The organism is Sporosarcina luteola (assembly GCF_023715245.1).
Classification (GTDB): Bacteria; Bacillota; Bacilli; order Bacillales_A; family Planococcaceae; genus Sporosarcina; species Sporosarcina luteola_C.
The window spans coordinates 1-24,239 of sequence record NZ_JAMBNV010000008.1; the positions used below are offsets into that span (position 1 = coordinate 1).

At 45.7% G+C, this 24,239-nt stretch carries 24 protein-coding genes, 1 tRNA gene, 2 rRNA genes, 1 other RNA gene and 1 other annotated feature; of the genes, 4 read left to right on the forward strand and 24 right to left on the reverse strand.

The annotated features are described in order from the left end of the window. Positions 1–428: 428 nt before the first annotated feature. From M3152_RS17530 to ffs, 6 genes are all read right to left on the reverse strand, one after another. On the reverse strand, positions 429–692 hold the full coding sequence (locus M3152_RS17530; RefSeq protein WP_251697131.1) for a pro-sigmaK processing inhibitor BofA family protein: 264 nt from the start codon (positions 690–692) through the stop codon (positions 429–431). 80 nt (positions 693–772) lie between these two features. After that, positions 773–991 (reverse strand): YaaL family protein, encoded by a 219-nt coding sequence (locus M3152_RS17535; protein ID WP_251697133.1) that lies wholly within the window; start codon positions 989–991, stop codon positions 773–775. A 13-nt stretch (positions 992–1,004) separates the two neighbouring features. Further along, positions 1,005–1,601 carry a recombination mediator RecR gene (gene recR / locus M3152_RS17540; protein ID WP_251697135.1) on the reverse strand — a complete coding sequence of 199 codons (597 nt, stop codon included), beginning with the start codon at positions 1,599–1,601 and terminating at the stop codon, positions 1,005–1,007. Between the two features lie 11 nt (positions 1,602–1,612). Further along, positions 1,613–1,933, reverse strand: a complete 321-nt coding sequence (locus M3152_RS17545; protein WP_251697137.1) for a YbaB/EbfC family nucleoid-associated protein — start codon at positions 1,931–1,933, stop codon at positions 1,613–1,615. A gap of 23 nt (positions 1,934–1,956) precedes the next feature. After that, the gene (dnaX, locus tag M3152_RS17550) at positions 1,957–3,723 is read right to left on the reverse strand and encodes a DNA polymerase III subunit gamma/tau (RefSeq protein WP_251697140.1); all 1,767 of its coding nucleotides are present in this window, start codon (positions 3,721–3,723) and stop codon (positions 1,957–1,959) included. A gap of 252 nt (positions 3,724–3,975) precedes the next feature. Beyond that, positions 3,976–4,242, reverse strand: an RNA gene (ffs, locus tag M3152_RS17555) — signal recognition particle sRNA large type. A gap of 334 nt (positions 4,243–4,576) precedes the next feature. Here ffs and M3152_RS17560 point away from each other — a divergent pair. Continuing rightward, positions 4,577–4,669: transfer RNA gene (locus M3152_RS17560), tRNA-Ser, on the forward strand. A gap of 262 nt (positions 4,670–4,931) precedes the next feature. On the opposite strand, the gene thrB is transcribed toward M3152_RS17560, so the two are convergent. Genes thrB through M3152_RS17575 form a run of 3 tightly spaced genes read right to left on the reverse strand, consistent with a single transcriptional unit; the run spans position 4,932 to position 8,196 of the window. Beyond that, the gene (gene thrB, locus M3152_RS17565; protein ID WP_251697142.1) at positions 4,932–5,843 is read right to left on the reverse strand and encodes a homoserine kinase; all 912 of its coding nucleotides are present in this window, start codon (positions 5,841–5,843) and stop codon (positions 4,932–4,934) included. Then, a complete protein-coding gene (gene thrC / locus M3152_RS17570) occupies positions 5,843–6,901 on the reverse strand; it encodes a threonine synthase (protein WP_251697144.1) in 1,059 nt (352 codons plus the stop codon). The genes thrB and thrC overlap by 1 nt, the downstream gene beginning before the upstream one ends. Next, the gene (locus tag M3152_RS17575; RefSeq protein ID WP_251697146.1) at positions 6,898–8,196 is read right to left on the reverse strand and encodes a homoserine dehydrogenase; all 1,299 of its coding nucleotides are present in this window, start codon (positions 8,194–8,196) and stop codon (positions 6,898–6,900) included. Before M3152_RS17575 ends, thrC begins: the two co-directional genes overlap by 4 nt. Before the next feature lie 158 nt (positions 8,197–8,354). Here M3152_RS17575 and M3152_RS17580 point away from each other — a divergent pair, with 158 nt between their 5' ends. After that, positions 8,355–9,722 carry an aspartate kinase gene (locus tag M3152_RS17580; protein ID WP_251697148.1) on the forward strand — a complete coding sequence of 456 codons (1,368 nt, stop codon included), beginning with the start codon at positions 8,355–8,357 and terminating at the stop codon, positions 9,720–9,722. 35 nt (positions 9,723–9,757) lie between these two features. Here the strand turns inward: M3152_RS17580 and M3152_RS17585 are convergent, their stop codons facing one another. The 5 genes from M3152_RS17585 to M3152_RS17605 all read right to left on the reverse strand — a co-directional run bounded on the left by M3152_RS17585 (position 9,758) and on the right by M3152_RS17605 (position 13,736). Then, on the reverse strand, positions 9,758–10,360 hold the full coding sequence (locus tag M3152_RS17585; protein WP_251697150.1) for a hypothetical protein: 603 nt from the start codon (positions 10,358–10,360) through the stop codon (positions 9,758–9,760). Positions 10,361–10,439: 79 nt separating this feature from the next. Beyond that, the gene (locus M3152_RS17590; RefSeq protein WP_251697152.1) at positions 10,440–11,210 is read right to left on the reverse strand and encodes a YibE/F family protein; all 771 of its coding nucleotides are present in this window, start codon (positions 11,208–11,210) and stop codon (positions 10,440–10,442) included. Next, a complete protein-coding gene (locus tag M3152_RS17595) occupies positions 11,207–12,346 on the reverse strand; it encodes a YibE/F family protein (protein WP_251697154.1) in 1,140 nt (379 codons plus the stop codon). The genes M3152_RS17590 and M3152_RS17595 overlap by 4 nt, the downstream gene beginning before the upstream one ends. A gap of 89 nt (positions 12,347–12,435) precedes the next feature. Beyond that, entirely contained in the window at positions 12,436–13,104 is a 669-nt protein-coding gene (locus tag M3152_RS17600) for a deoxynucleoside kinase (protein WP_251697156.1), read from the reverse strand. Next, the gene (locus tag M3152_RS17605) at positions 13,101–13,736 is read right to left on the reverse strand and encodes a deoxynucleoside kinase (RefSeq protein ID WP_251697157.1); all 636 of its coding nucleotides are present in this window, start codon (positions 13,734–13,736) and stop codon (positions 13,101–13,103) included. Before M3152_RS17605 ends, M3152_RS17600 begins: the two co-directional genes overlap by 4 nt. 132 nt (positions 13,737–13,868) lie before the next feature. On the opposite strand from M3152_RS17605, the gene tadA reads away from it, so the two are divergent. Beyond that, positions 13,869–14,372: a tRNA adenosine(34) deaminase TadA gene (gene tadA, locus M3152_RS17610; protein ID WP_251697159.1), complete on the forward strand. Its 504-nt coding sequence runs from the start codon at positions 13,869–13,871 to the stop codon at positions 14,370–14,372. A 17-nt stretch (positions 14,373–14,389) separates the two neighbouring features. Here the strand turns inward: tadA and serS are convergent, their stop codons facing one another. The 5 genes from serS to pdxS form a co-directional block, all read right to left on the reverse strand. After that, positions 14,390–15,664, reverse strand: a complete 1,275-nt coding sequence (gene serS, locus M3152_RS17615) for a serine--tRNA ligase (RefSeq protein WP_251697161.1) — start codon at positions 15,662–15,664, stop codon at positions 14,390–14,392. 67 nt (positions 15,665–15,731) lie between these two features. Beyond that, positions 15,732–15,943 (reverse strand) — a binding site (T-box leader). 21 nt (positions 15,944–15,964) lie between these two features. Further along, complete coding sequence (locus M3152_RS17620) at positions 15,965–16,546, reverse strand: NUDIX hydrolase (protein ID WP_251697163.1); 582 nt, start codon at positions 16,544–16,546, stop codon at positions 15,965–15,967. Positions 16,547–16,560: 14 nt separating this feature from the next. After that, positions 16,561–16,779 carry a hypothetical protein gene (locus tag M3152_RS17625; RefSeq protein ID WP_251697164.1) on the reverse strand — a complete coding sequence of 73 codons (219 nt, stop codon included), beginning with the start codon at positions 16,777–16,779 and terminating at the stop codon, positions 16,561–16,563. Positions 16,780–16,841: 62 nt separating this feature from the next. Then, entirely contained in the window at positions 16,842–17,186 is a 345-nt protein-coding gene (locus M3152_RS17630; RefSeq protein ID WP_251697166.1) for a DUF4288 domain-containing protein, read from the reverse strand. A gap of 93 nt (positions 17,187–17,279) precedes the next feature. Then, positions 17,280–18,125, reverse strand: coding sequence for a pyridoxal 5'-phosphate synthase lyase subunit PdxS (pdxS, locus tag M3152_RS17635; RefSeq protein WP_251697168.1), 846 nt, complete (start codon positions 18,123–18,125; stop codon positions 17,280–17,282). A gap of 256 nt (positions 18,126–18,381) precedes the next feature. Here pdxS and M3152_RS17640 point away from each other — a divergent pair, with 256 nt between their 5' ends. Beyond that, complete coding sequence (locus M3152_RS17640) at positions 18,382–19,785, forward strand: PLP-dependent aminotransferase family protein (protein WP_251697170.1); 1,404 nt, start codon at positions 18,382–18,384, stop codon at positions 19,783–19,785. Positions 19,786–19,813: 28 nt separating this feature from the next. Here M3152_RS17640 and M3152_RS17645 read toward each other — a convergent pair whose 3' ends face one another. From M3152_RS17645 to M3152_RS17665, 5 genes are all read right to left on the reverse strand, one after another. Next, the gene (locus tag M3152_RS17645) at positions 19,814–21,145 is read right to left on the reverse strand and encodes a serine hydrolase (RefSeq protein ID WP_410055884.1); all 1,332 of its coding nucleotides are present in this window, start codon (positions 21,143–21,145) and stop codon (positions 19,814–19,816) included. Positions 21,146–21,294: 149 nt separating this feature from the next. Continuing rightward, positions 21,295–22,761, reverse strand: coding sequence for an IMP dehydrogenase (guaB, locus tag M3152_RS17650; RefSeq protein ID WP_251697174.1), 1,467 nt, complete (start codon positions 22,759–22,761; stop codon positions 21,295–21,297). Positions 22,762–22,870: 109 nt separating this feature from the next. After that, positions 22,871–23,350, reverse strand: coding sequence for a glutathione peroxidase (locus M3152_RS17655; protein ID WP_251697176.1), 480 nt, complete (start codon positions 23,348–23,350; stop codon positions 22,871–22,873). Positions 23,351–23,955: 605 nt separating this feature from the next. Continuing rightward, positions 23,956–24,071: ribosomal RNA gene (rrf, locus tag M3152_RS17660) — 5S ribosomal RNA — on the reverse strand. Positions 24,072–24,155: 84 nt separating this feature from the next. Further along, positions 24,156–24,239: ribosomal RNA gene (locus M3152_RS17665) — 23S ribosomal RNA — on the reverse strand; the annotation flags it as partial.

A 24,239-nucleotide genomic window follows, 5' to 3' on the forward strand; every position in this document is an offset into this window, starting at 1 on the left:
GTTTCTTGCTGGCATCAATTAAGATGTCAATTTGAATCCGAAGATTCGTTTGTTCTTTTCACCGACAGAGTCGGCTCCAGAACTTTATTTGTTGACGTTTTGCTGTTCAGTTTTCAAGGTTCATTGTTGGTCGCCTCATTCAGAAGCAACTCTTATATATTATCATGTTTGCAATCCCATTGTCAACAACTTTTTTTAAGAAGTATTTCAGTTGTTGTTCAGCAGTTATTCGCTTATTGGAAAAGCAAGATATTAAATATAACACCTTGTCAGTTCAAGTGCAATACCTATTTAATAAACAATTTCTTTTGACATCTTGGTTGCTTTGCTGCCATTTCTATAGAACGTAATTAAGTTGATTATGATTATCTATCAACGGCTTCATTCCTCAAAAAGATAAAATGCTTCTTCTATATAGAAGAAGCATTTTATAGGAAAACCGCAAACGCGAACAGTGCGGCAAAGCCCGGAATTCCCAATATGGCTAAAACGAGCCCTGACGCAATGTTCACCGGAAAATAGATCCCTATAAATCCGCCGATTATGTTCAAAATGAACAGTGCGAGGAACGCGAATGCCAAGCGGAACCAAAATACGGATAGACGCTCGGACAATTTCTTGATCTGTTTTTTATCCATCATCAATAGTAGGAGAAGGATGAACCCGATGACGGCAATACCGATTATTTTCATGGAAAGCGCCCCTTTCGACTAATAGTCCACTCTATGCGCTTCCCTGAAAAATTATCACGATTAAGCTTCGCCAGGCATCATCATCCTTTGTCTATCCGGAGACGCCGTTCCTTCGCTTCCTTGAATAAATGAAAATACTTACTTTCTGCTATCTTCCTTCGCACCAACACTTCTTGGTCATAATCGTGTGAATACTTCTCAATTTCCCTTGCCCGCTCCCACTCTTCCTTCGTTTCCAATAGTAGGTTGTAGAGTCGCGCATCGAATTCCCTTTTTAATTTTCTCTTTCGGCCAAACATAGTCGTTGACCCCCTATAACTCCCTGCGTCCTTCAAGTGCTTTCGATAATGTCACTTCGTCCGCATATTCTAGATCTCCGCCGACAGGAAGACCATGTGCAATTCTCGTTGTTGTGATGCCAGACGGTTTTACTAGTCTCGAAATATACATTGCCGTAGCTTCTCCCTCGATTGTCGGGTTCGTCGCCAATATTAATTCTTCCACTTCTTCATCCTGAAGACGGGTCAATAAGGAAGGAACATTGATATCTTCCGGTCCAATACCATCCATCGGGGAAATGGCTCCGTGCAGGACGTGATACATTCCGTTGTAATCCCTCATCTTTTCCATCGCAATCACGTCTTTCGGGTCCTGGACGACACAGATCATCGACCGGTCACGTGTTTGGTCCTGACAGATGTGACACGGATCTATATCGGTTATATGCCCACAGACCGAGCAGAAGCGCAGATTCCGTTTTGCATCGACAAGCGCCTTGGCAAAGTCGAGCACTGTATCTTCTTTCATACTTAATACAAAAAACGCCAGCCGGCCCGCTGTTTTCGGGCCGATGCCTGGCAGTTTCATGAAACTATCAATCAGTTTCGATATCGGTTCTGGATAATGCATGTCTTTTCCTCCTAGAACATTCCAGGCAGGTTCAATCCTTTCGTGAATTGACCCATCGTGGAGTTCGTTAGTTCTTCAGCTTGCTTCATCGCTTCATTCGTAGCAATTACAACAAGGTCTTGCAGCATTTCCACGTCCTCGGGGTCAACAACGGTTGGATCGATTACAACTTCAAGCACTTCTTTTTGGCCTGATACGATCACTTTCACCATGCCGCCTCCCGCAGTTCCTTCCAGGCGCTTCTCTCCTAGTTCTTCTTGAGCTTCCGCCATTTTCTTTTGCATCTTCTGCATTTGTTTCATCATACCTTGCATATTTCCCATACCACGCATTGTGATTTCCTCCTCATTTTTGGTTAATCGTCGTGTATTTTTATGAATTCCTTGCCAAACATTCTTTCTGCTTCCGCGACTATCGGATCATCATTCAACTGCTCGGCTTCTTGAACGAACGTAGGAACCTCCTCCGCCCCTTCCACTTCCTCGCCAGTTGCACCATCTGTTCCATCCTGCGGTTTCGTTAAACCATTGTTTCGGATGAACTCCTCCCTGACCTTCAGCCAGCCATCCTCCGGAACATACACGACATCATATGCTTTGCCGGTTCTTGTGCGAAGGGCTTCCGATAAGCCTGATCTTAGTGAGGAATTTTCAGAAGCCATCAGGCAATGAATTTCATACTTGAATTTTAACACAAAAGCATTGTCGGATGCCGCTACAGGTTCAGTTTCTTCGAGTAAAGCAGAATGGGATCTTTGCAATGTCTGCATCATCGTTGCCCATTCTTCCCGAATCACTTGTATGTCTTGACGGGTGGCATTTTTCAGCACTTCATTTATCTTTCCGGTCGGTATTCTGAACGACTGGGAAGTTTTCGATGCATTTTTCTTCGGTTGTCCGGCTGGCTGCGCACCTTCTGCAGGTCGGACTCCATTAGCGAGCTGCGACTGAAGTTCAGCAATGAGGCGTTCCAGACTATCCACTTTTTGAGCAAGATGCGGATCGGCCGCTTGATTGCCCGCAGCTTGTACAACCGGGCCTTCCAAATGAATCATTTTCAGCAATGCCGATTCCACATACACTTTCGCATGATTTGAAAAGCGCATTTCCTGTTGTGTCTTCGAAAGGATGTCTATGAATGAATAGAGGGTTTCCGGTTCGAATGCATTCGACATGGATACGAATCGTTCATCCCCTGATATCAATTCAAGCAGTTCGGTCAAATCCGGAGCCGTCCTTAATAGAAGAAGATCCCTGAAGAACGTTATGAGGTCCTCTGCTAATCGAGAGATATCCTTCCCTTCCGTGATGAGGTGATCAAGCATGGTCAACGCGGCTGCGGCGTCCTTCGAGAGAAGCGCTTCCGCCAATTGATAGAAGATATCTTCCCCAATCGATCCAGTGACAAGCAGTGCGCTTTCCGCTGTAAGCCGGTCCCCGCTGAAGGAGACGACTTGGTCTAGCATGCTCAATGCATCACGCATTCCGCCTGATGCAGCTTGTGCAATGACTTTCAATGCTCCTTCATCCGCCTCGATTTTGGCATCATCCAACACCTGTTTCATCCGGTCAACGATTTCAGCAGATGTAATTGGCTTAAAATCGAAGCGTTGGCAACGGGAAATGATGGTTAACGGAAGCTTATGGGGCTCTGTCGTCGCCAAAATGAATACAGCGTGCGAAGGCGGCTCTTCCAACGTCTTCAAAAGCGCATTGAACGCTGAATTGGATAACATATGCACTTCATCGATAATATAGACTTTAAAACGCGCATTCGCTGGTGCGAATCGTACTTTCTCGATTATGTCCCGTATTTCCTCAACACGTGAGTTCGAAGCAGCGTCGAACTCGATGACATCCGTGTTCGATCCTTCTGTCACGCTCATGCACGTCGGGCATTCATTGCACGGCTCACTGGCTGGTCCGTTCTCACAATTCAGAGCTTTGGCGAAAACCTTCGCGGCACTCGTTTTCCCCGTCCCCCTCGGTCCTGAAAACAGATAGGCATGGGATGTTTTATTGTGCTGCAAGGCATTTTGCAATGTCTGTTTGACGTGTCGCTGGCCGGACATCTCACTGAAGGACTGCGGGCGGTAGACACGGTAAAAAGCCTGATAAACCACCATTCCCCCTCCTTTCCTTTTAAAGCAATAGTGCCTTTATTATAGCATAGATGGATGGGATAGACCCTATCTTGAACGTAGCTTCTAGCTTCAGCAGCCAGATGCTCGGGGTCATAAGTCAGCCCTGCTACACGACAAAAAGCGTCGTTTCGCATGTCAGCCTTATACCTGTCGCATCTAGGCAGGCTGCCTCCGCTTTAGATAAAAAAAACTCGCCCGGTTAACGGACGAGTTGGATTTGCATATGTAATGCCGTGCACCTTCCTTCGACTGCCGCACATAAGCGTTACTCCTGTCGACAGCTCAGCCTAGGCTGCCCCGCGGCACATGAGAAATACCACTTAATGCTGCTTCCTTCCGGACCTGACATGGTTCATGGGTTCCCATTGCGCAGGACCCAGACGTCAACACTACGTGCAAGAGGCAGGCCCTACATGCGGACAGCCTCAGGAAAGGGATTCAGTCTTGCTAGAGCGGATTGCAAGTTACAGGGCACCGCTACCTCCCCACCTAGCACGGCTTTATTAGTATACATGTTTTTGTGGATAAAATCAACCAGTCCTCTTTAATTCTTCTTGCCAATCAGGAGGTAAGTTCTCATATATGAGGATTAAGTTCTCGTTTCATCTGAGTAAGTTCTCATTTAAGGCACAAAAATTCTCGTTCCCGTGAATGAGTTCTCGTTAAGGACAATAAAATTCACATTTCCAATGGAAAAGTTCTCGTAGAAAACGAAGGAGTTATCATTCCTACTCGCAATGACAGATTTCTATGAATAAACTTAATAAAAAAGAGTGCATATAAGTAGTTGACACCTTATGTTGAATCATGATAAATTATGTTTTGTTGATACGGAGGAATACCCAAGCCCGGCTGAAGGGATCGGTCTTGAAAACCGACAGGGGTGTTAAAGCCCGCGGGGGTTCGAATCCCTCTTCCTCCGCCATTTATTTTAAAATTGCGCATAAGTTGGAGAATCTGTTACATTACATGTAATGGATTTTTTTTTTGTTAAAAAAGACGGGTTTATCACAGATATGTAGCTTTTCGTTCCAAGCGTACGCTTTCCGGGGGCGGGCGATAAGCCTCCTCGTTTTCTTCGCTTGTTCATGCAGCAATCACGAGCTACTTTCAATAATGAATGGGCAATCATAAGAACAGGTGGCGAAAAACGAATCGTTTTTCGCCACCTGTTCTATTTTAGGGGCTTATTGGACAACCCCATCTTTTTGTATTGTAGAACCGATTGGGGAAGGTGTAATTGCAAGCGCCCTATAATAGGGGAATTTCTCTTCCAACTGCTTCGCAATCTCCTCCTGAGTGCCTTCCTTCACTGCTACGAAAATAGAAGGACCTGCGCCGCTGATTGTCATTCCGTATGCTCCGAATTCGTGGCAAGCCGTCCGTATATGATCAAAATTTTTGAGTAACGATTTCCGATATTGTTCGTGGAAAATGTCCTTCTCCATCATCTTGCCAGCCAACTCCCAATTCCCGAGGGAAATGGCAGTCAGCATGACGTTGCTAGCAGCGTTGCCGGCAGACGCCACCGAGTGGGGCAATTCCCTAGGAAGGAGCCCCCGAGACTCCGATGTCTTTAACGCATTTGGGGGAACGAGGATAACAACTCCTATTTCCGGTTGCGGCAGCTGAATGACTTCCAATTCATTTGCAACGAAATAGGCGACGGTCATTCTTCCTAAAAGGGCAGCAACTACGTTATCTGCATGACCTTCATTCTCACTTCCGATTTGCACTTTATCTTGCGGTGTCAATGATAAACCGAGTAGCTCGTTTGCAATTTCAATTCCGGCGGCGATGGCTGTTGCGCTGCTGCCGAGCCCTTTGCCGAGGGGGATGTCGGAAGTAATATGCAACGCGTGAGGACGGACTTCTTTATTGTATCTTCCAGCCACGTTTCGAATCGTTTGGACAATTAAGTTCTTGTCGTCTGTCGGCAAACCGGCATATTCTTCCCCTTCGTAGTGTACACTCCACTCAACTGCCTCGCTCACGCCAACGGTCATATATAAGGAAAGAGCCATTCCGACACTGTCGTATCCAGGTCCCAAATTCGCAGTCGTGGCCGGGACGGCGACCGTGAATAATGGTTTTTTCATTACTTTGCCCCTTCTTTCAGTTCATGTAAAAACGCATCGAACTGCTCCTTTGATAGGAATGGCTGCCCTTCATTCACATTGATAGCTGTTTCAGGATCCTTCAACCCGTTCCCTGTAAGCACACCGACAATTGTCGAACCTTTTTCAATCAATCCTGCATCAAGGCGTTTCTTAATGCCTGCAATAGTCGCACATGAAGCGGGTTCCGCAAAAATACCGTCCGTAGAGGCCAATAGACGATATGCTTCCAAGATTTCTTCGTCTGTCGCTGATAAAATCGCCCCGTCGGATTCTTCAAGGGCCGCCGTCGCTAAATGCCAGCTTGCGGGGTTCCCGATTCGAATAGCAGTCGCGACCGTTTCAGGTTTTTCGAATACACGGTCATACACAATTGGTGCCGCCCCATCGGCCTGTACACCTAACAGTTTCGGCGTGCCGGATCCCTTTTTCGCATCGTATTCCTTAAAGCCTTTCCACGCGGCGGAAATATTCCCTGCATTCCCGACCGGTAACGCAAAAATATCCGGTACTTTCCCTAATTGCTCGATTGTTTCGAAGGCAATCGTCTTTTGTCCTTCCAACCGGTATGGGTTCACTGAATTCACGAGAGCGATTTGCCCTTCGCCAGCTTCACGTACCATGCGCAGCGCTTCGTCGAAGTTTCCTTCAATCGCTACGATTTCTGCGCCGTACATTTTTGCCTGCGCCAATTTCCCAAGCGCGATCCGTCCTTCCGGAATGACCACGATGGTCCTCATCCCTGCGCGTGCGCCATATGCCGCTGCTGAAGCGGATGTGTTGCCCGTGGATGCACAGATGATCGCGGTTTTCCCTTCCTCTTTCGCTTTAGCGACTGCCATCACCATGCCGCGATCCTTGAAAGAACCTGTCGGGTTTGTCCCTTCAGTTTTGACATATAGGTTGACTCCCCATTGTTCGGAGAGGTTTTTCAAGTGGATGAGCGGTGTATTTCCTTCCTGCAACGTGAGTTCCGGTGTTTTATCTGTGACCGGCAGCCATTCTTTGTATTCTTCAATTAATCCATTCCATCTTCTCATCGCGTTTCACCCTCCACTCGGTAGTAGCTAACAACGCCGTTCACTTCCGGTGTGTTATGCAGTTCATTCATGATGTCCAAATGCTGTTGTCTTGAAATGCTATGTGTGATCATGATCAAGTCGACGCCGCCATTTTTGTCGCCTTCATGCTGGACGACAGTTGCTAGGCTTGCTCCATGATTGCTGTAGATTGATGCCAATTTCGTCAGTACGCCCACTTCATCCTTTACGGAGATTCGGTGGAAGTAACGGCCGATGATTTGATTGTCGTCTTTTACTGTGTATGCGTGCTGTGGCGAATGCAGCCTTTTTCCGTTCACGCCGAGCAGGAGATTGCGGCATGCTGCAACGATATCTCCCGTGACAGATGTAGCCGTCGGCAATGAGCCCGCCCCCGGTCCGTAGAACATCGTCTCCCCGACTGTGTCTCCATATACATAAACGGCATTGAATTCGTTATTTACGGAGGCAAGGGGATGCGAGTTTTGGATGAAAACCGGTTCTACGGAAATTTCAATGCCATCGTCATCCTTTTTCGCGAATCCTGCCATTTTTACGGTGAAGCCGAACTGCTCCGCTAAGGCGAGGTCGCCATCCTGGATATCTTTCATTCCTCTCACATAGACGTCTTCCAACCGGACTTCCGTGGAAAATGCGAGTGATGCTAGAATGGCCATTTTCCTCGCCGCATCGATGCCGTCGACGTCTGCTGACGGGTCGGATTCCGCATACCCAAGTTCGGTTGCTTCCGCCAATGCCTCTTCGTATGTTTTGTTTTCATGTTTCATTTTCGTCAAGATGAAGTTCGTCGTTCCATTGACGATGCCTGTCAGTGCCCTGATCCGGTCAGATGCAAGCCCGTCTTCAAGCGTCCGGATAAGCGGGATGCCGCCTCCGACGCTCGCTTCATAGAACAGGTCGCATTTATGTTCATCTGCAAGCTTCAATAGGTCATGGCCGAATTGTGCCATGACATCCTTATTCGCCGTCACGACTCCTTTGCCTGCACGAAGCGACTTCTCAATCGCTTGTTTCGCTTCGCTTGTCCCGCCAATCACTTCCACGATGAGATCTATTCCTGGATCTTCAATCACCTCATCCAGATCGACTGTGAAAATATCCGGTGACAGTTCCGTCTCCCTTTTCTTCTTGGCATCTTTTACGAGAACTTTTTTTATTTTTACAGGAACGCCCAATTTATGGCTTAAGTCTTCTTGGTGCCTATGTAGAATTTCAGCTACACCGCCGCCTACAACGCCGAATCCAAGCAAACCGATATTGATTTCTTTTATCATATTTGACGATTCTCCTCGCTATATGTACACTATGAAAAAACAATCGTTCTCCACATAAGGACATTATAGAGAAATAAACTTTCAATAACAACCCCATTTATGGTAAAGTTCAAGATATCATGAATTGTAATTTAATTAAAGATTGGATTTGATAAATTATGAAAGTTTGTAAATTCGGCGGCACTTCCGTTGCGACTGCCGATCAAATTAGAAAAGTTGTCGATATTGTAACGTCTGATAGTGATCGAAAAATCGTTGTTGTTTCTGCACCCGGAAAACGCTTCTCGGATGATACTAAAGTGACCGACCTACTCATTCGGCTTGGGGAAAAGGCTTTAGCAAATAAGGATGCAGAAAGCGATCTGCTGGAAGTCGTCGATCGATTCCGCTTGATTGCTGAAAGTCTTGGCCTCGATGACACAATCATTGAGGAAATAGAGAGAGATGTACGCGGGCGGCTCTCTCGTGATAAAGAGGATTCCCTTTTGTTTATGGATACTATGAAAGCAGCGGGCGAGGATAATAATGCAAAATTGATTGCAGCTTATTTTCAATTCATCGGGGTTGAGGCGAAGTATGTCTGCCCAAGAGATGGTGGATTGCTCGTAAACAATCGGCCGGATCGAGTTCGTGCATTGCCTGAAGGGGATGAACGCCTTGCTACATTGCGCGACGAACCAGGAATCATTGTTTTCCCAGGTTTTTTTGGCTACACAGAAGACGGAACACTCCGCACATTCAATCGAGGCGGCTCGGATATTACTGGCTCGATCATTGCAGCAGCGGTGAAAGCAGATCTATACGAAAACTTCACGGATGTCGATTCAGTGTTTGCCGCCAATCCGACTGTTATTGAAAACCCGGTCGCCATCGAGAAGATGACGTACCGTGAAATGCGGGAGCTTGCCTATGCCGGCTTTTCCGTTTTCCATGACGAGGCGCTCATTCCAGCTTTCCGGAAATCAATCCCAGTCAGCATCAAAAACACGAATAATCCCGAGGCACCGGGCACGTTGATTGTCAAAGAACGGGACTATAATGAACAGCAAGTGATCGGAATTGCCGCGGACAGCGGATTCACCGCCATTTACGTCGACAAGTATTTAATGAACCTAGAGATCGGGTTCGGACGCAAGCTCCTGCAGATTTTCGAGGAGGAAGGCATTTCGTACGAGCATACGCCATCCGGCATCGACAACCTTTCCATCATCATCCGCAGTCGGTTCCTGACGAAAGAAAAGGAAGAGCGGATTGTGGAACGGATCCATAAGGAATTGGAGCCGGATGCTGTCATCGTGGAGCATGATTATTCGATGATCGTTCTCGTGGGAGAAGGCATGCAGTATACGACCGGCTTGGCCGCACGGGCTGCGACTGCAATTGCAAGAAGCGGCTCCAATATCGAGATGATCAACCAAGGATCATCCGAAGTCAGCCTTGTCTTCGGGGTGAAAGTACAGGACGAAACGAAGAGTTTGAAAGAGTTGTATAAGGAGTTTTTCGTGAAATCATATGTACAGTCATAAAAAACAAGGGACACAGCTACGTGTCCCTTGTTTCATTATGGTACGAACATATAAGGAAATTGCTTGAATATACCATCTGACAGCATATCCGCCATCATCAAAGCCTCCGCCTCGATCTGGTCAAACACTTGCACTTCCAATTCGAAATTCTCTTGGATCATGCACACTGCTTCAAGCTTCGTTAAAGCCAAATGGGTGTAGAGCATCTTCCGGAATGCTTCTTGGTCGTAGTATGGATTGATCCGATGAAGGAATTCCGCAATTTTGTCCGCGTTCCGGTACCAATCCGCCTCTTTCTGCTCAGCCTTTTCCGTTTCTCCGTTTACAGCGGCGGTCACCAAGTCTGCCGCAATCGTTAAATGTTCCGAAATGAGGTCGCGATACGAGTCTGCAATTTTATCGCCATAGTATGGTCTTAGGGCATTCCCCATATCCGTTGCATTGCGCAAAAGGCGTGAAAGGACAAATTTCAAATCCGGGACTTTGAAGACGACTGCAGTGATGGCCATCCGTGTCCATGTAACATGCTGCTCCCATAGAAGACGGTTTTTATTCCACAATTCAACTTGTGCTTTGCTATAGCAATTATTGGGCCGCATCATATTCATCGGCATTGTATTTCCGTAAAATTGATTCACAACACCACTCCAACCTTCATACTTGGGTCAGTGCATATTATTCGATTGGAGCAATATCGGTGAATTTGCACGATTCCTTCTACACCTGCCGTTTTTCCCTATTCCTAATTAAGAGATATGCATTGATGCCCGCAGCAATCGGGAGACTCAGCGCCACTCCAATACCTGCACATAGAATCGAAATCATTTCGGCGCTGAATATTTTGGAGTTGATAATTCCCCCAATGGAATAGTGTAGATCTTTAAACCATAGAAGCAATGCCAAATACCCTCCAAAGAATACAAAAAACAATGTATTCGTATCCGCTCCCAAAATATCTCTCCCGACGCTTAATCCCGAAGCGAATAAATCTCTTCTGCTGATTGATGGATTGTTGTTGAAGATTTCATGCATGGAAGCCGCCATTGAAATCGCCACGTCCATAATGGCACCGATTGTACTCATAATGATGACCGAAGCTAAAAGTTTCGTGAAGTCAATTCCAATAAAAAGTGAGAAGACACCAAGCTCGTTTATTTCTTCTTCTCCAAAGCCTTGGATCATTGCATATTTCGTTACAATGACGATAAAGAAAAGCAACAACACAATTGTAATAATCGTGGAAATGAAGGCGGCGATCGTTTTACTATTTACTTCATTAATGAAAAATAGGCTGATGCAGCTAATGAATACACATGCGATGATCGTTATGATAATGGGGTTCCATTGCGGATTTGTCATTAGAAAGATCGTGAACATGATGACGCCAAAGTTCAAGAATAAGGAAATAAATGACCTTACTCCTTTTTTGCCCCCGACAATCATCATGAGGAGAAATAAAATGATTGCTAGTAAAACAATTACATTCATGATCTCGCCCTCTTTCGATTAACAAAATAAAGCGTCGTATAAAGACCGATTGGAATCGTCAATACAATGCCTATCCCTCCGACAAGAGCGCGGGCCAATTCTAGTGAAAGGTTCATGGAAAGGGTGAATCCCAAAAGAGAAGCATTTTTCAAATACAAAATAATGACAGGAATCGACCCGCTTATATAAGCGAAAAATAAAATGCTTGTGATCGTCCCCATAATATCCTTCCCGATATCAATTCCAGAGGCTTTCAGTGCTTTCACGGATATATCGTTATTTTGTTCATATAAGGCAAAAAGTGAAGAGGACATCGTAATGGCGACGTCCATTACGGCACCTAACGATCCGATAAGCAATCCCGCCATAAAGACCATCTGGTAGGGGCGCGTCAAAAATTGCATTTCTTCATAGCGGAGCCCGTTTCCTGAAGTGACCCCTATTACTATGTAAGCGATGCAGAGAGAAATGACTGTCCCTAACAGGGTCGCGATGATTGCGGCATAGGTCTTTTCATTAAAACCGCTGACGATCGTCAAAGAAATGATTGTAAATACAATCCCGCTAACAGCGCATATCAAAACTAAACTGATCGATGGGTATTTAATGTACAAATCTAAGGCGAAGGATAATAAAGTGGCATTTACCGCCAAGCTCATAATTGATAGTAATCCTTGCTTCTTGCCTGTAATGAGTAATATGAAGATGAATATCCATGCAACCAGCACAACGAATTGGTCACGTTTTACATTAGTGATGCTTCCAATTAATGTGGAATCCTTTTTCTTATTCGTATCAATCGATACGAATAGTTCGTTGCCAACACGGAATTGTTGATCGTAAGCTCCTGACGACGAATACTTATTCGTCAACTGGATCGACTGCCCTTTATATTCTCCGTTTTTTATTTCAGCAATTATCTGCTGTATGAACAGACGATCTTTGTTATTGTTCATATCTGTGATGTTGGATGCTTCTACCAACTCAGTTTGAATGACTTTTGCGATTGGCTGCTCGTAAAACGAGTAATTATTATTAATAAATATCATAGAAATGGCAAAGCAAAGTCCTATGACAGTAAAAAGAAGAATTTGTTTATATGTCATCTTTTTTAATCTGTTTTTGATAACATTCAAATAAAACCCTCCATGTGTAAGTTACATCCCACTATACCCAAAATGAAAGAAGCATCGCAAATTGCACGATGCTTCTTTCGTTTAGATACTTATTTTTTCAGCGTTGCAGACAAATTCAACATGTTGCCGATCCGCTCGACGACCGTCTCCACCTCATGTGGATTGCTTTTCAAATCGTAATCCGTAATATCGATGCGCAGTACGGGACAAGCATTGAAGGAATCGATCCACTTTACGTAGCGCTCATGGAGTTCCTCCCAATAGGAAAGCGGAGTCTGCTGTTCCATCAAGCGGCCCCTCTCCTGGATCCTCGCAAGGATTTTTTCAAATGGACCATCTAAATAGACGAGCAGGTCAGGATGCGGGAAATACGGAGTCATGACCATCGCGTCAAAGAGCTTTGTGTACGTATCGTAATCTACTGGATCCATCGTCCCTTTGTCTTTGTGCATTTTAGCAAAAATGCCTGTATCTTCATAGATGGAGCGGTCTTGGATGAAGCCGCCGCCATATTCGAAAATGCGCTTTTGTTCCTTAAAACGTTCCGCTAGAAAATAGATTTGCAAATGGAAACTCCATTTTTCAAAGTCATCGTAAAAGCGGTCAAGATACGGATTCTTATCTACATTTTCCAATGAAGTCCGGAAATCCAATGCGTTCGCAAGTGCGTTCGTCATCGTCGATTTTCCGGCTCCTACCGTACCTGCAATCGTGATGACCGCATTTTTTGGAATTCCATATTTCTCTCTTAAATTCATTGTACTGCTCCTTTTCGTATCGTCTCATCGACTTTGCTGAGGATGGCTTGCAAATCCCCCGTGTCATTGACAAAATCTACTTTATCGCCATTGAAATGTAGCACCGGGATATCAGGATGCGCAGCTTCAAAGTCTGCGATGAACTGTTCATAATCCTCCGAGAGCCGCTGCAAATAGGATGGATCGATGTTCTTTTCGAAATCCCGTCCCCGGAGCGCAATCCGTTTCATTAATGTATCAAGCGTCGCGTGAAGGTAGATGATGACATTCGGCACAGGCATGTCTTTCGTTAAGATATGATAAATCTCTTCGTATTTGGCGTATTCATCCGCAGGCAGGGAACGCCTGGCGAATATGAGGTTCTTGAAAATATGATAATCCGCCACGACAGGCTGTTGCCGGCTTAAAAACTTCTTCCGGATATCGCTTAATTGCTTATAACGGTTGCAGAGGAAGAACATTTCAGTTTGAAAGCTCCATTCCTCGATATCTTCGTAAAATTTATTTAAAAATGGATTTTCGTCCACGATTTCGCTTAACTGATGGAACCGCTGTGCTTCTGCGATTGCTTTAGACAGCGTCGTTTTCCCGACACCGATCGGTCCCTCTACCGTAATGAACGGAACAGACATAACTAGCTCTCCTTTGATTCGACAATTTCTGCACTTCATTTTACCATATAGAGATGTTGAAACATAGATGTTGCCGCAAAATGGCAAGGCGGCTTTACAGGGTGGTACACTAGTTGTAAGGAGCGATGACAGATGGATGTATTTGAAATGGACCGCCACTTCATGCGGTTAGCGATAGAAGAAGCTAGAAAAGCGGAATCGCTTGGCGAAGTACCAATTGGAGCAATCATCGTGAAGGACGGTGAAGTCATTGCCCAGGCACATAATTTACGCGAAACGTCGCAGAATGCTGTCACCCACGCAGAATTATCTGCGATACAAGATGCATGTAAGGAAACCGGCAGCTGGCGGTTGGAAGATACGACGTTGTATGTGACGCTCGAACCATGCCCAATGTGTGCGGGCGCCATTTTACAATCAAGGATCCCACGTGTTGTCTATGGAGCTCGTGATCCGAAAGGCGGCTGCGTCGATTCGTTGTACCGCTTGCTGAATGATCCGCGCTTCAATCATGAATGTGAAGTGGCGGAAGATGTACTTGGTGATGAATGCGGAGCGATGCTGACGAACTTTTTCAGGTCCCTGCGTGAAAAGAAGAAGGAACAAAAAAAGGCGATGCGGGAGTCGGTTGATTGATTCCCACATCGCTTTTCTTATCGGATTACTTCTTTTCCGCCCATATATGGACGTAATACTTCAGGAATGACAACTGAACCGTCCTCCTGCTGGAAGTTTTCAAGGATAGCCGCAACTGTCCGTCCGACCGCCAAGCCGCTTCCGTTCAATGTGTGAACATATTCAGGCTTCGCCCCCTGCTCGCGGCGGAAACGGATTCCCGCACGTCTTGCTTGGAAATCCTCGAAGTTTGAGCAAGAAGAGATTTCTCGGTATGTGTCTTGTGTCGGAATCCATACTTCAATGTCGTATTTCTTCGCAGCTGTGAAACCGAGGTCAGCCGTACACATTTTTAGGACTCGATATGGAAGTCCAAGCAATTGAAGTACTTTTTCTGCATGCCCCGTCAAATTCTCCAACTCATCGTAAGACTCCTCCGGCTTCACAAAGCGGACGAGCTCAACTTTATTGAACTGATGCTGGCGAATCAACCCACGTGTGTCGCGGCCAGCAGATCCCGCTTCTGAACGGAAATTCGTGCTGTAAGCCGTATAGGCAATCGGTAGTTGGGCGCCATCCAGAATTTCATCACGGTAATAGTTCGTCACCGGAACTTCAGAAGTCGGAATCAAGAAATAATCCTCTTCCTCAATAAGGAAAGCGTCTTCTTCGAACTTCGGCAATTGACCAGTACCCGTCAAGCTTGTGCGGTTCACCAAATATGGCGGCAGCATTTCCTCGTAGCCGTGTTCTTCTGAATGCAAATCAAGCATAAAGCTGATCAACGCTCGTTCAAGTCTCGCACCAAGTCCGCGGTAGAATACGAAACGGCTCCCCGTCACTTTTGCAGCACGTTCAAAATCAAGCAAGTTCAGATCGGTCCCGATTTCCCAATGCGGCTTCGGTTCGAAACCGAATTCCGGCTTCTCTCCCCATGTGCGCACTTCGACATTATCATCTTCGCTATCGCCGACCGGAACTGATTCATGCGGGATGTTCGGAATACGCATCATGATATAATTTAAATCTTCTTCGACTTGATGCAATTGCTCATCAAGGGTTTTGATTTCATCGCCGACTTCACGCATGCGTGCAATTACGTCATCTGCATTTTCCTTATTGCGCTTCATTTCCGCAACTTTTTGCGAAACTTCATTGCGCTCCGCTTTCAGCACTTCCACTTTCGCAATCAGTTCTCTTCGTTTTTCATCCAGACCGACGAATTTATCCAAATCCGTCAAATCTTCTCCGCGCTTCGTAAGTTTCTCTTTCACTTCATCGAAGTTCGCACGAAGCAATTTAATGTCTAACATAGTGATTCCTCCTTATTTTTTATACGATAAGTATTTTCAGACACAAAAAAAGCCCTCTATCCCCTATACAAGGGACGAGAACTACCCGCGTTGCCACCCAAATTGACCAGCATACAGCTGATCCACTCTTTGAAATAACGGTTCAATGTCCGGCTAGGCCTACTATTCGTTCAGCCCGGCTACTCAGGGACGGATTCACAAGTGTCTTTACCGGCTCACACCACCCGCCGGCTCTCTTTGAAAAACGTGCTTGCTACTGCTTCCCATCATCGTCTTTAATTTGAAATTAACCTCACTTTACTACATACCTAAACTTTTGGCAAGGTCCAAGTATTCTGCAACTGCTTCAAAGTATGCTGTTTCATGTGGAACAAAATCGGATAGCGTTATTTTTATATCATCTGAGCAAATGATGTTCTCCACTTCTCTCCTGAAGAGTGCCTGCAAATCTTTTATCGCAACGGAATGGATGCTTTCCACTTCCTCCTGTTGCAACGTGAAATCATCCGGCCCAAAGGTTGATTGATATAGAAATACATTCGCAAATTCTTTGTCAATGAAACTCGGCAGCCTAATGACATCCCGAACGGCGCCCATCTGTTTTAACTTGGAAAGGTCCACATGTATGCCAAGCTCCTCCTCAACTTCACGGACTCCATCCATAATATCCTCATCCGCCAGCAAATGGCCCGCTGCTGTAATATCATACAAGCTTGGAAAGTCCTTTTTTGTGGAACTTCTCTTTTGAATAAAAACATTTGTGCCATCCACGAGCCAACAATGGAATGTTTCATGCCATAAGCCTTTCTCATGGATAACTTCTCTAGTTTCATTAAAAACATACATATAATCTTCATCAAATACTTTCAGACGCTCCGCCAACTTCATACTCCCTTTCAACGAAAAGCATTGATTATACTAATAACAAGGATTAACGTAAACACTACGACAACGATAGCAGAAGTAATTTTCGTATAAAGAATTGCTTCCTTTGAAAATTCGGGCTCTGAATCATATTGCCATCTTTTCCCGAGTAACATCATTTCCCGAGGAGCCAAAAACGTTAATACGCCGATTGGAACAAATAGGATGAACATAAAAATTGCTTCAGCCATCCAAGTCCACCTCCTTGTTATTGTATAAATAAAGCCTGATAAAGCAAGCTAACACCTGTTTCTCACTTATCAAGAGAATAGTCGCGAATCACTTCATCTGGCGTCATTCCCGCTTCCACAAGGATATACCTGTTATACACCTCTTTGAAATCGATATCCCCTTCTATCTCATCGACTAGTTCAAAGCAGTCCAAAACTTGTACGAAGCACCATATCGTCATTCCTCCTACCGCATTTTCATAGGTCAGTTCTTTCGTAAGATTCCTCCAATGCTCAATAACTTTCTTGGCAGCCATTTCACTGCTATCCGCACGAATGAGCATAACGACTTCTTCATATGTTTTCCCGTCATACTGCGGATTAACAATTGACTCAACTAAATACTTCACCGAGAAGATCTTATCCATATCCCTCTTCCTCTCCCTTTCTTCTCTATACGTTTTCGGGTAAATAAAAGATTCAAAAAAAAGGCTAGAGCATCTACGCCCTAGCCCTAATCATTAAACTCCACGCACTGCCATTAATTCACTTTCTGCTAACTTACTAATTTCTAGCCCCTTCATCGGCGTGCCGATATCTTTCGATAAATCACCAATCAATGCATAGTTCCGGAAGTCTTCCGTTGCCATGACAATCGCACGCGCGAATCGTTCAGGGTTGTCTGACTTAAAGATACCGGAACCGACGAATACGCCGTCAGCGCCAAGTTCCATCATCAGCGCCGCGTCCGCAGGAGTCGCTACGCCGCCCGCAGCGTAATTAGTAACTGGTAGACGCCTCGCTTCGCGGATTGCGAGCAGCACTTCATAAGGAGCGCCCAAGTCGCGTGCCTCCACCATCAACTCATCATTGCTCATATGAATGACTTTATTCACTTGCGCATTCACTTGGCGCAGATGGCGGACCGCTTCCACAATATTGCCCGTTCCCGGTTCACCTTTCGTACGTAACATCCTCGCCCCTTCTCCGAGACGACGCGCAGCTTCACCAAGATTGCGGGCACCACAGACAAATGGAACTTTGTAATCGCTCTTCAATAAATGAAACTCGTCATCCGCAGGAGTCAACACTTCACTTTCATCGATGAAATCGACACCCATTGCTTCCAACACACGTGCCTCCGAAATATGCCCAATTCGCACTTTTGCCATAACCGGGATTGAAACTGCCTTTTGCACTTCTTCAATAATGCGCGGGTCCGCCATGCGCGCAACACCGCCAGCTGCCCGGATATCTGAAGGAACGCGCTCAAGCGCCATGACTGCACTTGCACCTGCCGCTTCCGCCACTTTTGCCTGCTCCGCGTTAATAACATCCATGATGACGCCACCGTATTTAAAATCCATTTATTCTTCCCCCTTTTCATTTTGTTCAGTATACTAGAGTATGACCATATTAAAATACTCAGTTTCGTAATAAATGAAGAGGTCAGAGGGTATCGAGTTGCGGGACTAAAGTCACTAAATGACGATAACTCTGGGAAAGTGAACGATAACTTCCGCTAAATGACCGATAACTCATTCGAATTGACCGATATATCCCGGGAAATGAACGATAACACCTAGGAAAAGATCGATAACTTATTTAAGCGAGGTGCAGCAAATGGAAATGCTATTAATTGAACTAAATAAAGAAAGCGAAACGCCTTTATACGAGCAGATTTACCAGCAAATCCGCAACGACATCACTGAAGGCAAACTTGTTGTAGACGAAAAGCTCCCCTCCAAACGGAAACTTGGCGAATTCCTCGATGTCAGTCAAACAACGATCGAAATTGCTTATGGGCAGCTTGCTGCGGAAGGGTTCATTACATCTAAACCGCGGAGAGGCTATTTTATCCAGGAAATCGGAGAATTGGCGTATGTACAACCAGTCGAGGAAGTAACTTTCTCTTCCAAAGAAGAACGGAGGGAACTGGAGATCGACTTCTCCCCAGGTAAAATCGATACGGAATCCTTCCCATTCAAGCTATGGCGGAAATACGCAAAAGACACCATTGATGAGTCATCGCAACATCTTCTGCTATTGGGTCATCCACACGGAGATCTAGAGCTTCGGCAGGAAATCGCGAAGTATTTATATCACTCGAGAGGGGTCGATTGCTCCGCGGACCAGATCATCGTCGGATCCGGAACGGAACAGCTCATGCCGTTACTCATCCGGCTTCTGGGACCGCAGGCAACGTACGCCATCGAGGACCCGGGTTATCCGCTTACCCATCACGTTTTTTTCCATAACAACCGGGAGGCTGTACCGATTGCAGTTGATGAGGAAGGGATGGACGTACAGGCACTCCAGCAGTCGGAGGCGACCGTGGCTTACGTGACACCTTCCCATCAGTTTCCGACCGGCACAGTGCTTTCTGCGGCACGCAGAACAGCATTGTTGAACTGGGCAGCTTCAAATGTCGGCAATTTCATCATCGAGGACGATTACGATAGCGAATTTCGCTATTCCGGAAGGCCAATTCCTTCTTTGCAAGGGATGGACAAAGCGGGCAAGGTCATATATGTCAGCACCTTTTCCAAATCCCTAATGCCATCGCTGCGGATTGCCTATATGGTGCTCCCTCCTGTTTTGCTCAAAAACTACGAGGAAGCGTTCATCCATTATTCGTCGACGGTTCCGCGGCTTGACCAGCACACGCTTGCCCGTTTCATGGCTGACGGCCATTTCGCCCGGCATTTGAACCGGATGCGGAAAGTGTATAAACGTAAACTGCAGCTGCTTACCGATTCATTACAACAATATGCTCCAATCATTTCATTCTCAGGTGACGAAGCGGGCATGCATATTCTCATCAACGTACATACAGACGAGGATGAAGAGTCATTGGCAAACGTAGCACTAGCTCAAGGCATTCGCGTCTACGGCCTGAATGAATACCGCAAATCCGCAAAGAGCGTCCAGCCATCTTTTCTATTCGGCTTCGGAGGCTTGGAGGATGAACGGATTCCAAGGGCTGTTGAACAGCTCATGGAAGCTTGGGGCATTAAAAAAAGGTGATGGACCCATGACGGGCCATCACCTCTTTTTATTTGAATAAACCTTTTATAAATCCAGTTGCACTTTCCCAAATACCGGCGAAGAAGTCACCGATTGCACTCATCATCAACGAGAACCATCCGGCTTTTTCGACATCATCTGTGACGATGACATCCATGCCTAGATTTTTCGAATCGATGAATCCGTAATCCTTGCCCTCTTTTTTAACAAGCTCCACATGGCCGACAACCGTTCCTTTTTTGATGGGTGCTTCGAGTGCACCATCTTTCAGTAGAGACTCATCCAAGACAAGTTTCGGCTCATAAAGATCCTTTTCATTCGATTTGATCATCGACTTGATTGGCTCTTTCACTTCGATGGAAACAGTTTTCGCTTTTCCTTTAAGGACAGGCAATGTCTTCTGCTTTTCAAATTGATATCCCGCCGGAAGAAGCTCTTCTTCGGAGAACTGGCTGAATCCGTAATCGAACAACGCCCGTGTTGCATCAAACCGTGCCTTGTAGGACCCGACTCCGTTTGCATCGACAGCTTTCATGACGACAGCGATGACCCGCTTATCGCCCCGTTTTGCCGTACCTGTGAAGCAGTGCCCCGCAAAATCAGTCGTTCCTGTCTTCAATCCGTCTACCCCTTCGTATTCATAAACGAAGCCTGGAAGCATGAAGTTCCAGTTATCCATCTTGATGGCATCCGTCGTACCTTCACGGAAGATTTTCGTATTAATTTTCGTTGTTTCCAAAACCTCCGGATAATCTTTCATCAGATGGAATGCAAGCCTTGCAACCGATTTGGCAGGCATGACGTTCTCATCGTTCGCCCCTGTCCCTTGCGGATGCATCCCTTGCAAGTATTCATTGTTCAAACCTGATGAATTGACGAATTTATAGTCGACCAAGCCCAGTTCCTTTGCCTTGGCATCCATTAATTTCAGGAATTCCGTTTCCGTTCCTGCAATTGTTTCAGCAATAGCGATTGTAGCAGCATTCGCTGAATAAATAGCCACTGCTTCGTAAAGCTCTCTGATTGTATACGTACCATCCCTACGTAGGGGCACATTACTTAGACGCCTGTCCTGTGAGATGGCATATGTATAATCTGTTACTTTGTATTCTTGATCCCAACTGATTTTACCTTCTTTTATCGCTTCAAATAAGATATATTCAGTCATCATTTTTGACATACTAGCAATGCCGAGTGGTGTATCCGCATTCTCTTCATATAAAATCTTACCACTATCCGCGTCAATTAGAATGGCACCATCTACATGGATGCCGAGAGTCGTTTCTGCTTTTGCAGGTGCCGTGCCGAACGTCATCATCAATACGAATGGAATGACCAGCAAAGCAACCCATTTTCTCATTTCACGTTTCACCAATATACCTCCGTCATTGCAATTTACCACTTTATATTTTATCACATCATGGACCTGATTAGGGGCTACATTTGAAAAAGCACCTTTCCGCTCATATCATGACGTGCGGAAAGGTGCTGAAGTTCCATAACCACTTTTTACGAAATGGAATAGTTTGGTGCTTCTTTTGTAATATGCACTTGATGCGGATGACTTTCGCGCAAACCAGCACCCGTCATGCGGATGAACTGAGCTTTTTCACGTAAATCATGAAGATCCTTCGTACCGCAATAGCCCATGCCTGACCGGATCCCACCAACGAGTTGATGGATCGTATCAGAAATTGGACCTTTATAAGGCATACGTCCTTCAATTCCTTCAGGCACGAGTTTCTTCGCATCCTCTTGGAAGTAACGGTCTTTTGAACCGTGTTCCATTGCACCGACAGATCCCATTCCTCGGTACACTTTAAAGCGTCTGCCTTGGAAGATTTCCGTATCTCCAGGGCTTTCTGTCGTTCCGGCAAGTAAGCTTCCGAGCATGACGACATGTCCACCTGCTGCCAAAGCTTTCACGATATCACCTGAGTATTTAATGCCGCCGTCTGCGATGATCGTTTTCCCATGTTTACGTGCTTCGGAAGCACATTCATAAACTGCGGTGATTTGAGGAACTCCGACCCCTGCAACGACACGCGTCGTACAGATGGATCCAGGACCGATACCGACTTTGACGACATCGGCACCCGCCTCATATAATGCTGCAGTCGCTTCCGCCGTTGCCACGTTCCCCGCAATGATATCTAGTTCCGGATACTCTCTTCGAATCTGCGCGACTGTATCCAGTACGCCTTTCGAATGTCCATGCGCCGTGTCGATGACAATGACATCGACTTCCGCAGCAACAAGCTTCTGCACCCGTACCATCGTATCGGATGTAACACCGACCGCCGCTCCTACGAGAAGGCGGCCTTGCTGATCCTTCGCAGCGTTCGGGAATTCAATCACTTTTTCGATATCTTTTATTGTAATTAAACCTTTTAAGATTCCATTTTCATCAACAATCGGCAGCTTTTCAATTTTATACTGCTGCAAAATCTTTTCCGCATCTTCCAAAGTCGTGCCGACAGGAGCCGTCACCAAATTGTCCTTCGTCATCACGTCATTGATAATCAGCGAATAGTCCTGAATAAACCGCAGATCACGATTCGTCAAAATCCCGACAAGTCTTTGCTCATCCATGTTATTGACAATCGGAACGCCCGAAATACGATACCTGCCCATCAAGTGCTCTGCGTCAAATACTTGGTGTTCAGGAGTGAGGAAGAAAGGATTGGTAATAACGCCATTCTCCGAACGTTTAACCGTTACAACCTGCTCCGCCTGCTCTTCGATGCTCATATTCTTATGGATGACGCCAAGACCGCCTTGACGCGCCATTGCAATCGCCATCTTCGACTCGGTCACTGTATCCATCCCAGCACTGATGATTGGAATGTTCAACGTCATCTTCTCTGTCAAACGTACCGAAAGATTTACGTCCTTCGGCAATACTTCTGAAGCGCCCGGCACAAGCAACACATCGTCGAAAGTCAACCCTTCGCGAGTGAATTTAGATTCCCACATATCGTTTCCTCCTCTAAAATCATTATCTGCAGTTGAATATTATTAAAAGGTTATCAGCGCATATGAGACGTGTCAAGGAGTCGGGAATAAGAAAAAGAATTCCTTAAATTCACTGAATTAACTTTTCAATCACCGACCGCATTTTAGCAGGAGATGTTTTCGGTGCAAAACGATCCACCACATTCCCGTTTCGGTCAATAAGGAACTTCGTAAAATTCCATTTGATGCCCTCAGTTAGCAGCCCTTTTTTTTGATCCGTCAAAAATGAAAACAAAGGAGCTGCCCCACTCCCAACGACATCAATCTTAGCAAACATCGGAAAGGTCACCCCATAATTCATTTCGCAAAACGACAAAGTCTCATTAATTGAATCGAATTCTTGGTTCATGAAATTATCGGATGGGAAGCCGAGAACGACAAATTCTTGCCCACGAAAATCCTCATATAGCTGTTGAAGCTCCTTGAACTGATCCGTAAAACCGCATTTGCTCGCCGTATTTACAATGACCATGATCTTGCCCTCATAATCCTTCATAGATTGCAAAGTGCCATCCGGCTTTTCGACTGAAAACTCGTAAATGGAAGCCATATTCATCATCACCTTTCCTCGCCTTTATTAATCAACATTACGGCAACTATGCAGGCAATGCAAAGATGAGAGACTACTATTTTTTGACTGCAGTATGCAATCATACTCTCCCAGATACGCATAAATTTCGATATCCACGCATAAATCGAATCAAAGACGCATAAAGTCTTTCAAGCACGCATAAACCTTTCTAAATACGCATAATCGTAATTAAAAGCTCATAAATTAATCTAAACACGCATAATAGAGGCTTTGAAGGAGAGCTTACATTGAGCGCAAAGCAGCATTCCTTGAGCGCGGGACGGTGCTCTTTAGCCGCGGGTATTTCTTAGTTTGTCAAATGTATCGGGCGCGACCTTTCCATTCATTCGAGACAATATCCTTCCGCGAAATAGAAATGGGAACGGCCTTAGCCCGGCGATGTCCTACTCTCACAGGGGAAACCCTGTTCCCTGCGTAATTTACACCGTTGGCGTAAATTACGCAAAGCGGCGATGAAGAACTTATCTTCCGTGTTAGGAAAGAGATTTGCATATGATTGTTCAACCTTCGGTTATATATAAAAAAATACACAAAAAAACCATTCCCCATGGGGAATGGCCTTGGCCCGGCGACGTCCTACTCTCGCAGGGGGAAGCCCCCTACTACCATCGGCGCTGAAGAGCTTAACTTCCGTGTTCGGTATGGGAACGGGTGTGACCTCTTCGCCGTCGTCACCAGACAATTGAACGACTCTTGTTCGTTCAAAACCGGATAAAACCAACATTGTTGCTGAACTTCAAGTTCAACCGTACTTTATAACTTTAAGGTTAAGTCCTCGATCGATTAGTATCCGTCAGCTGCACGTGTCGCCACGCTTCCACCCCGGACCTATCCACCTCATCTTCTT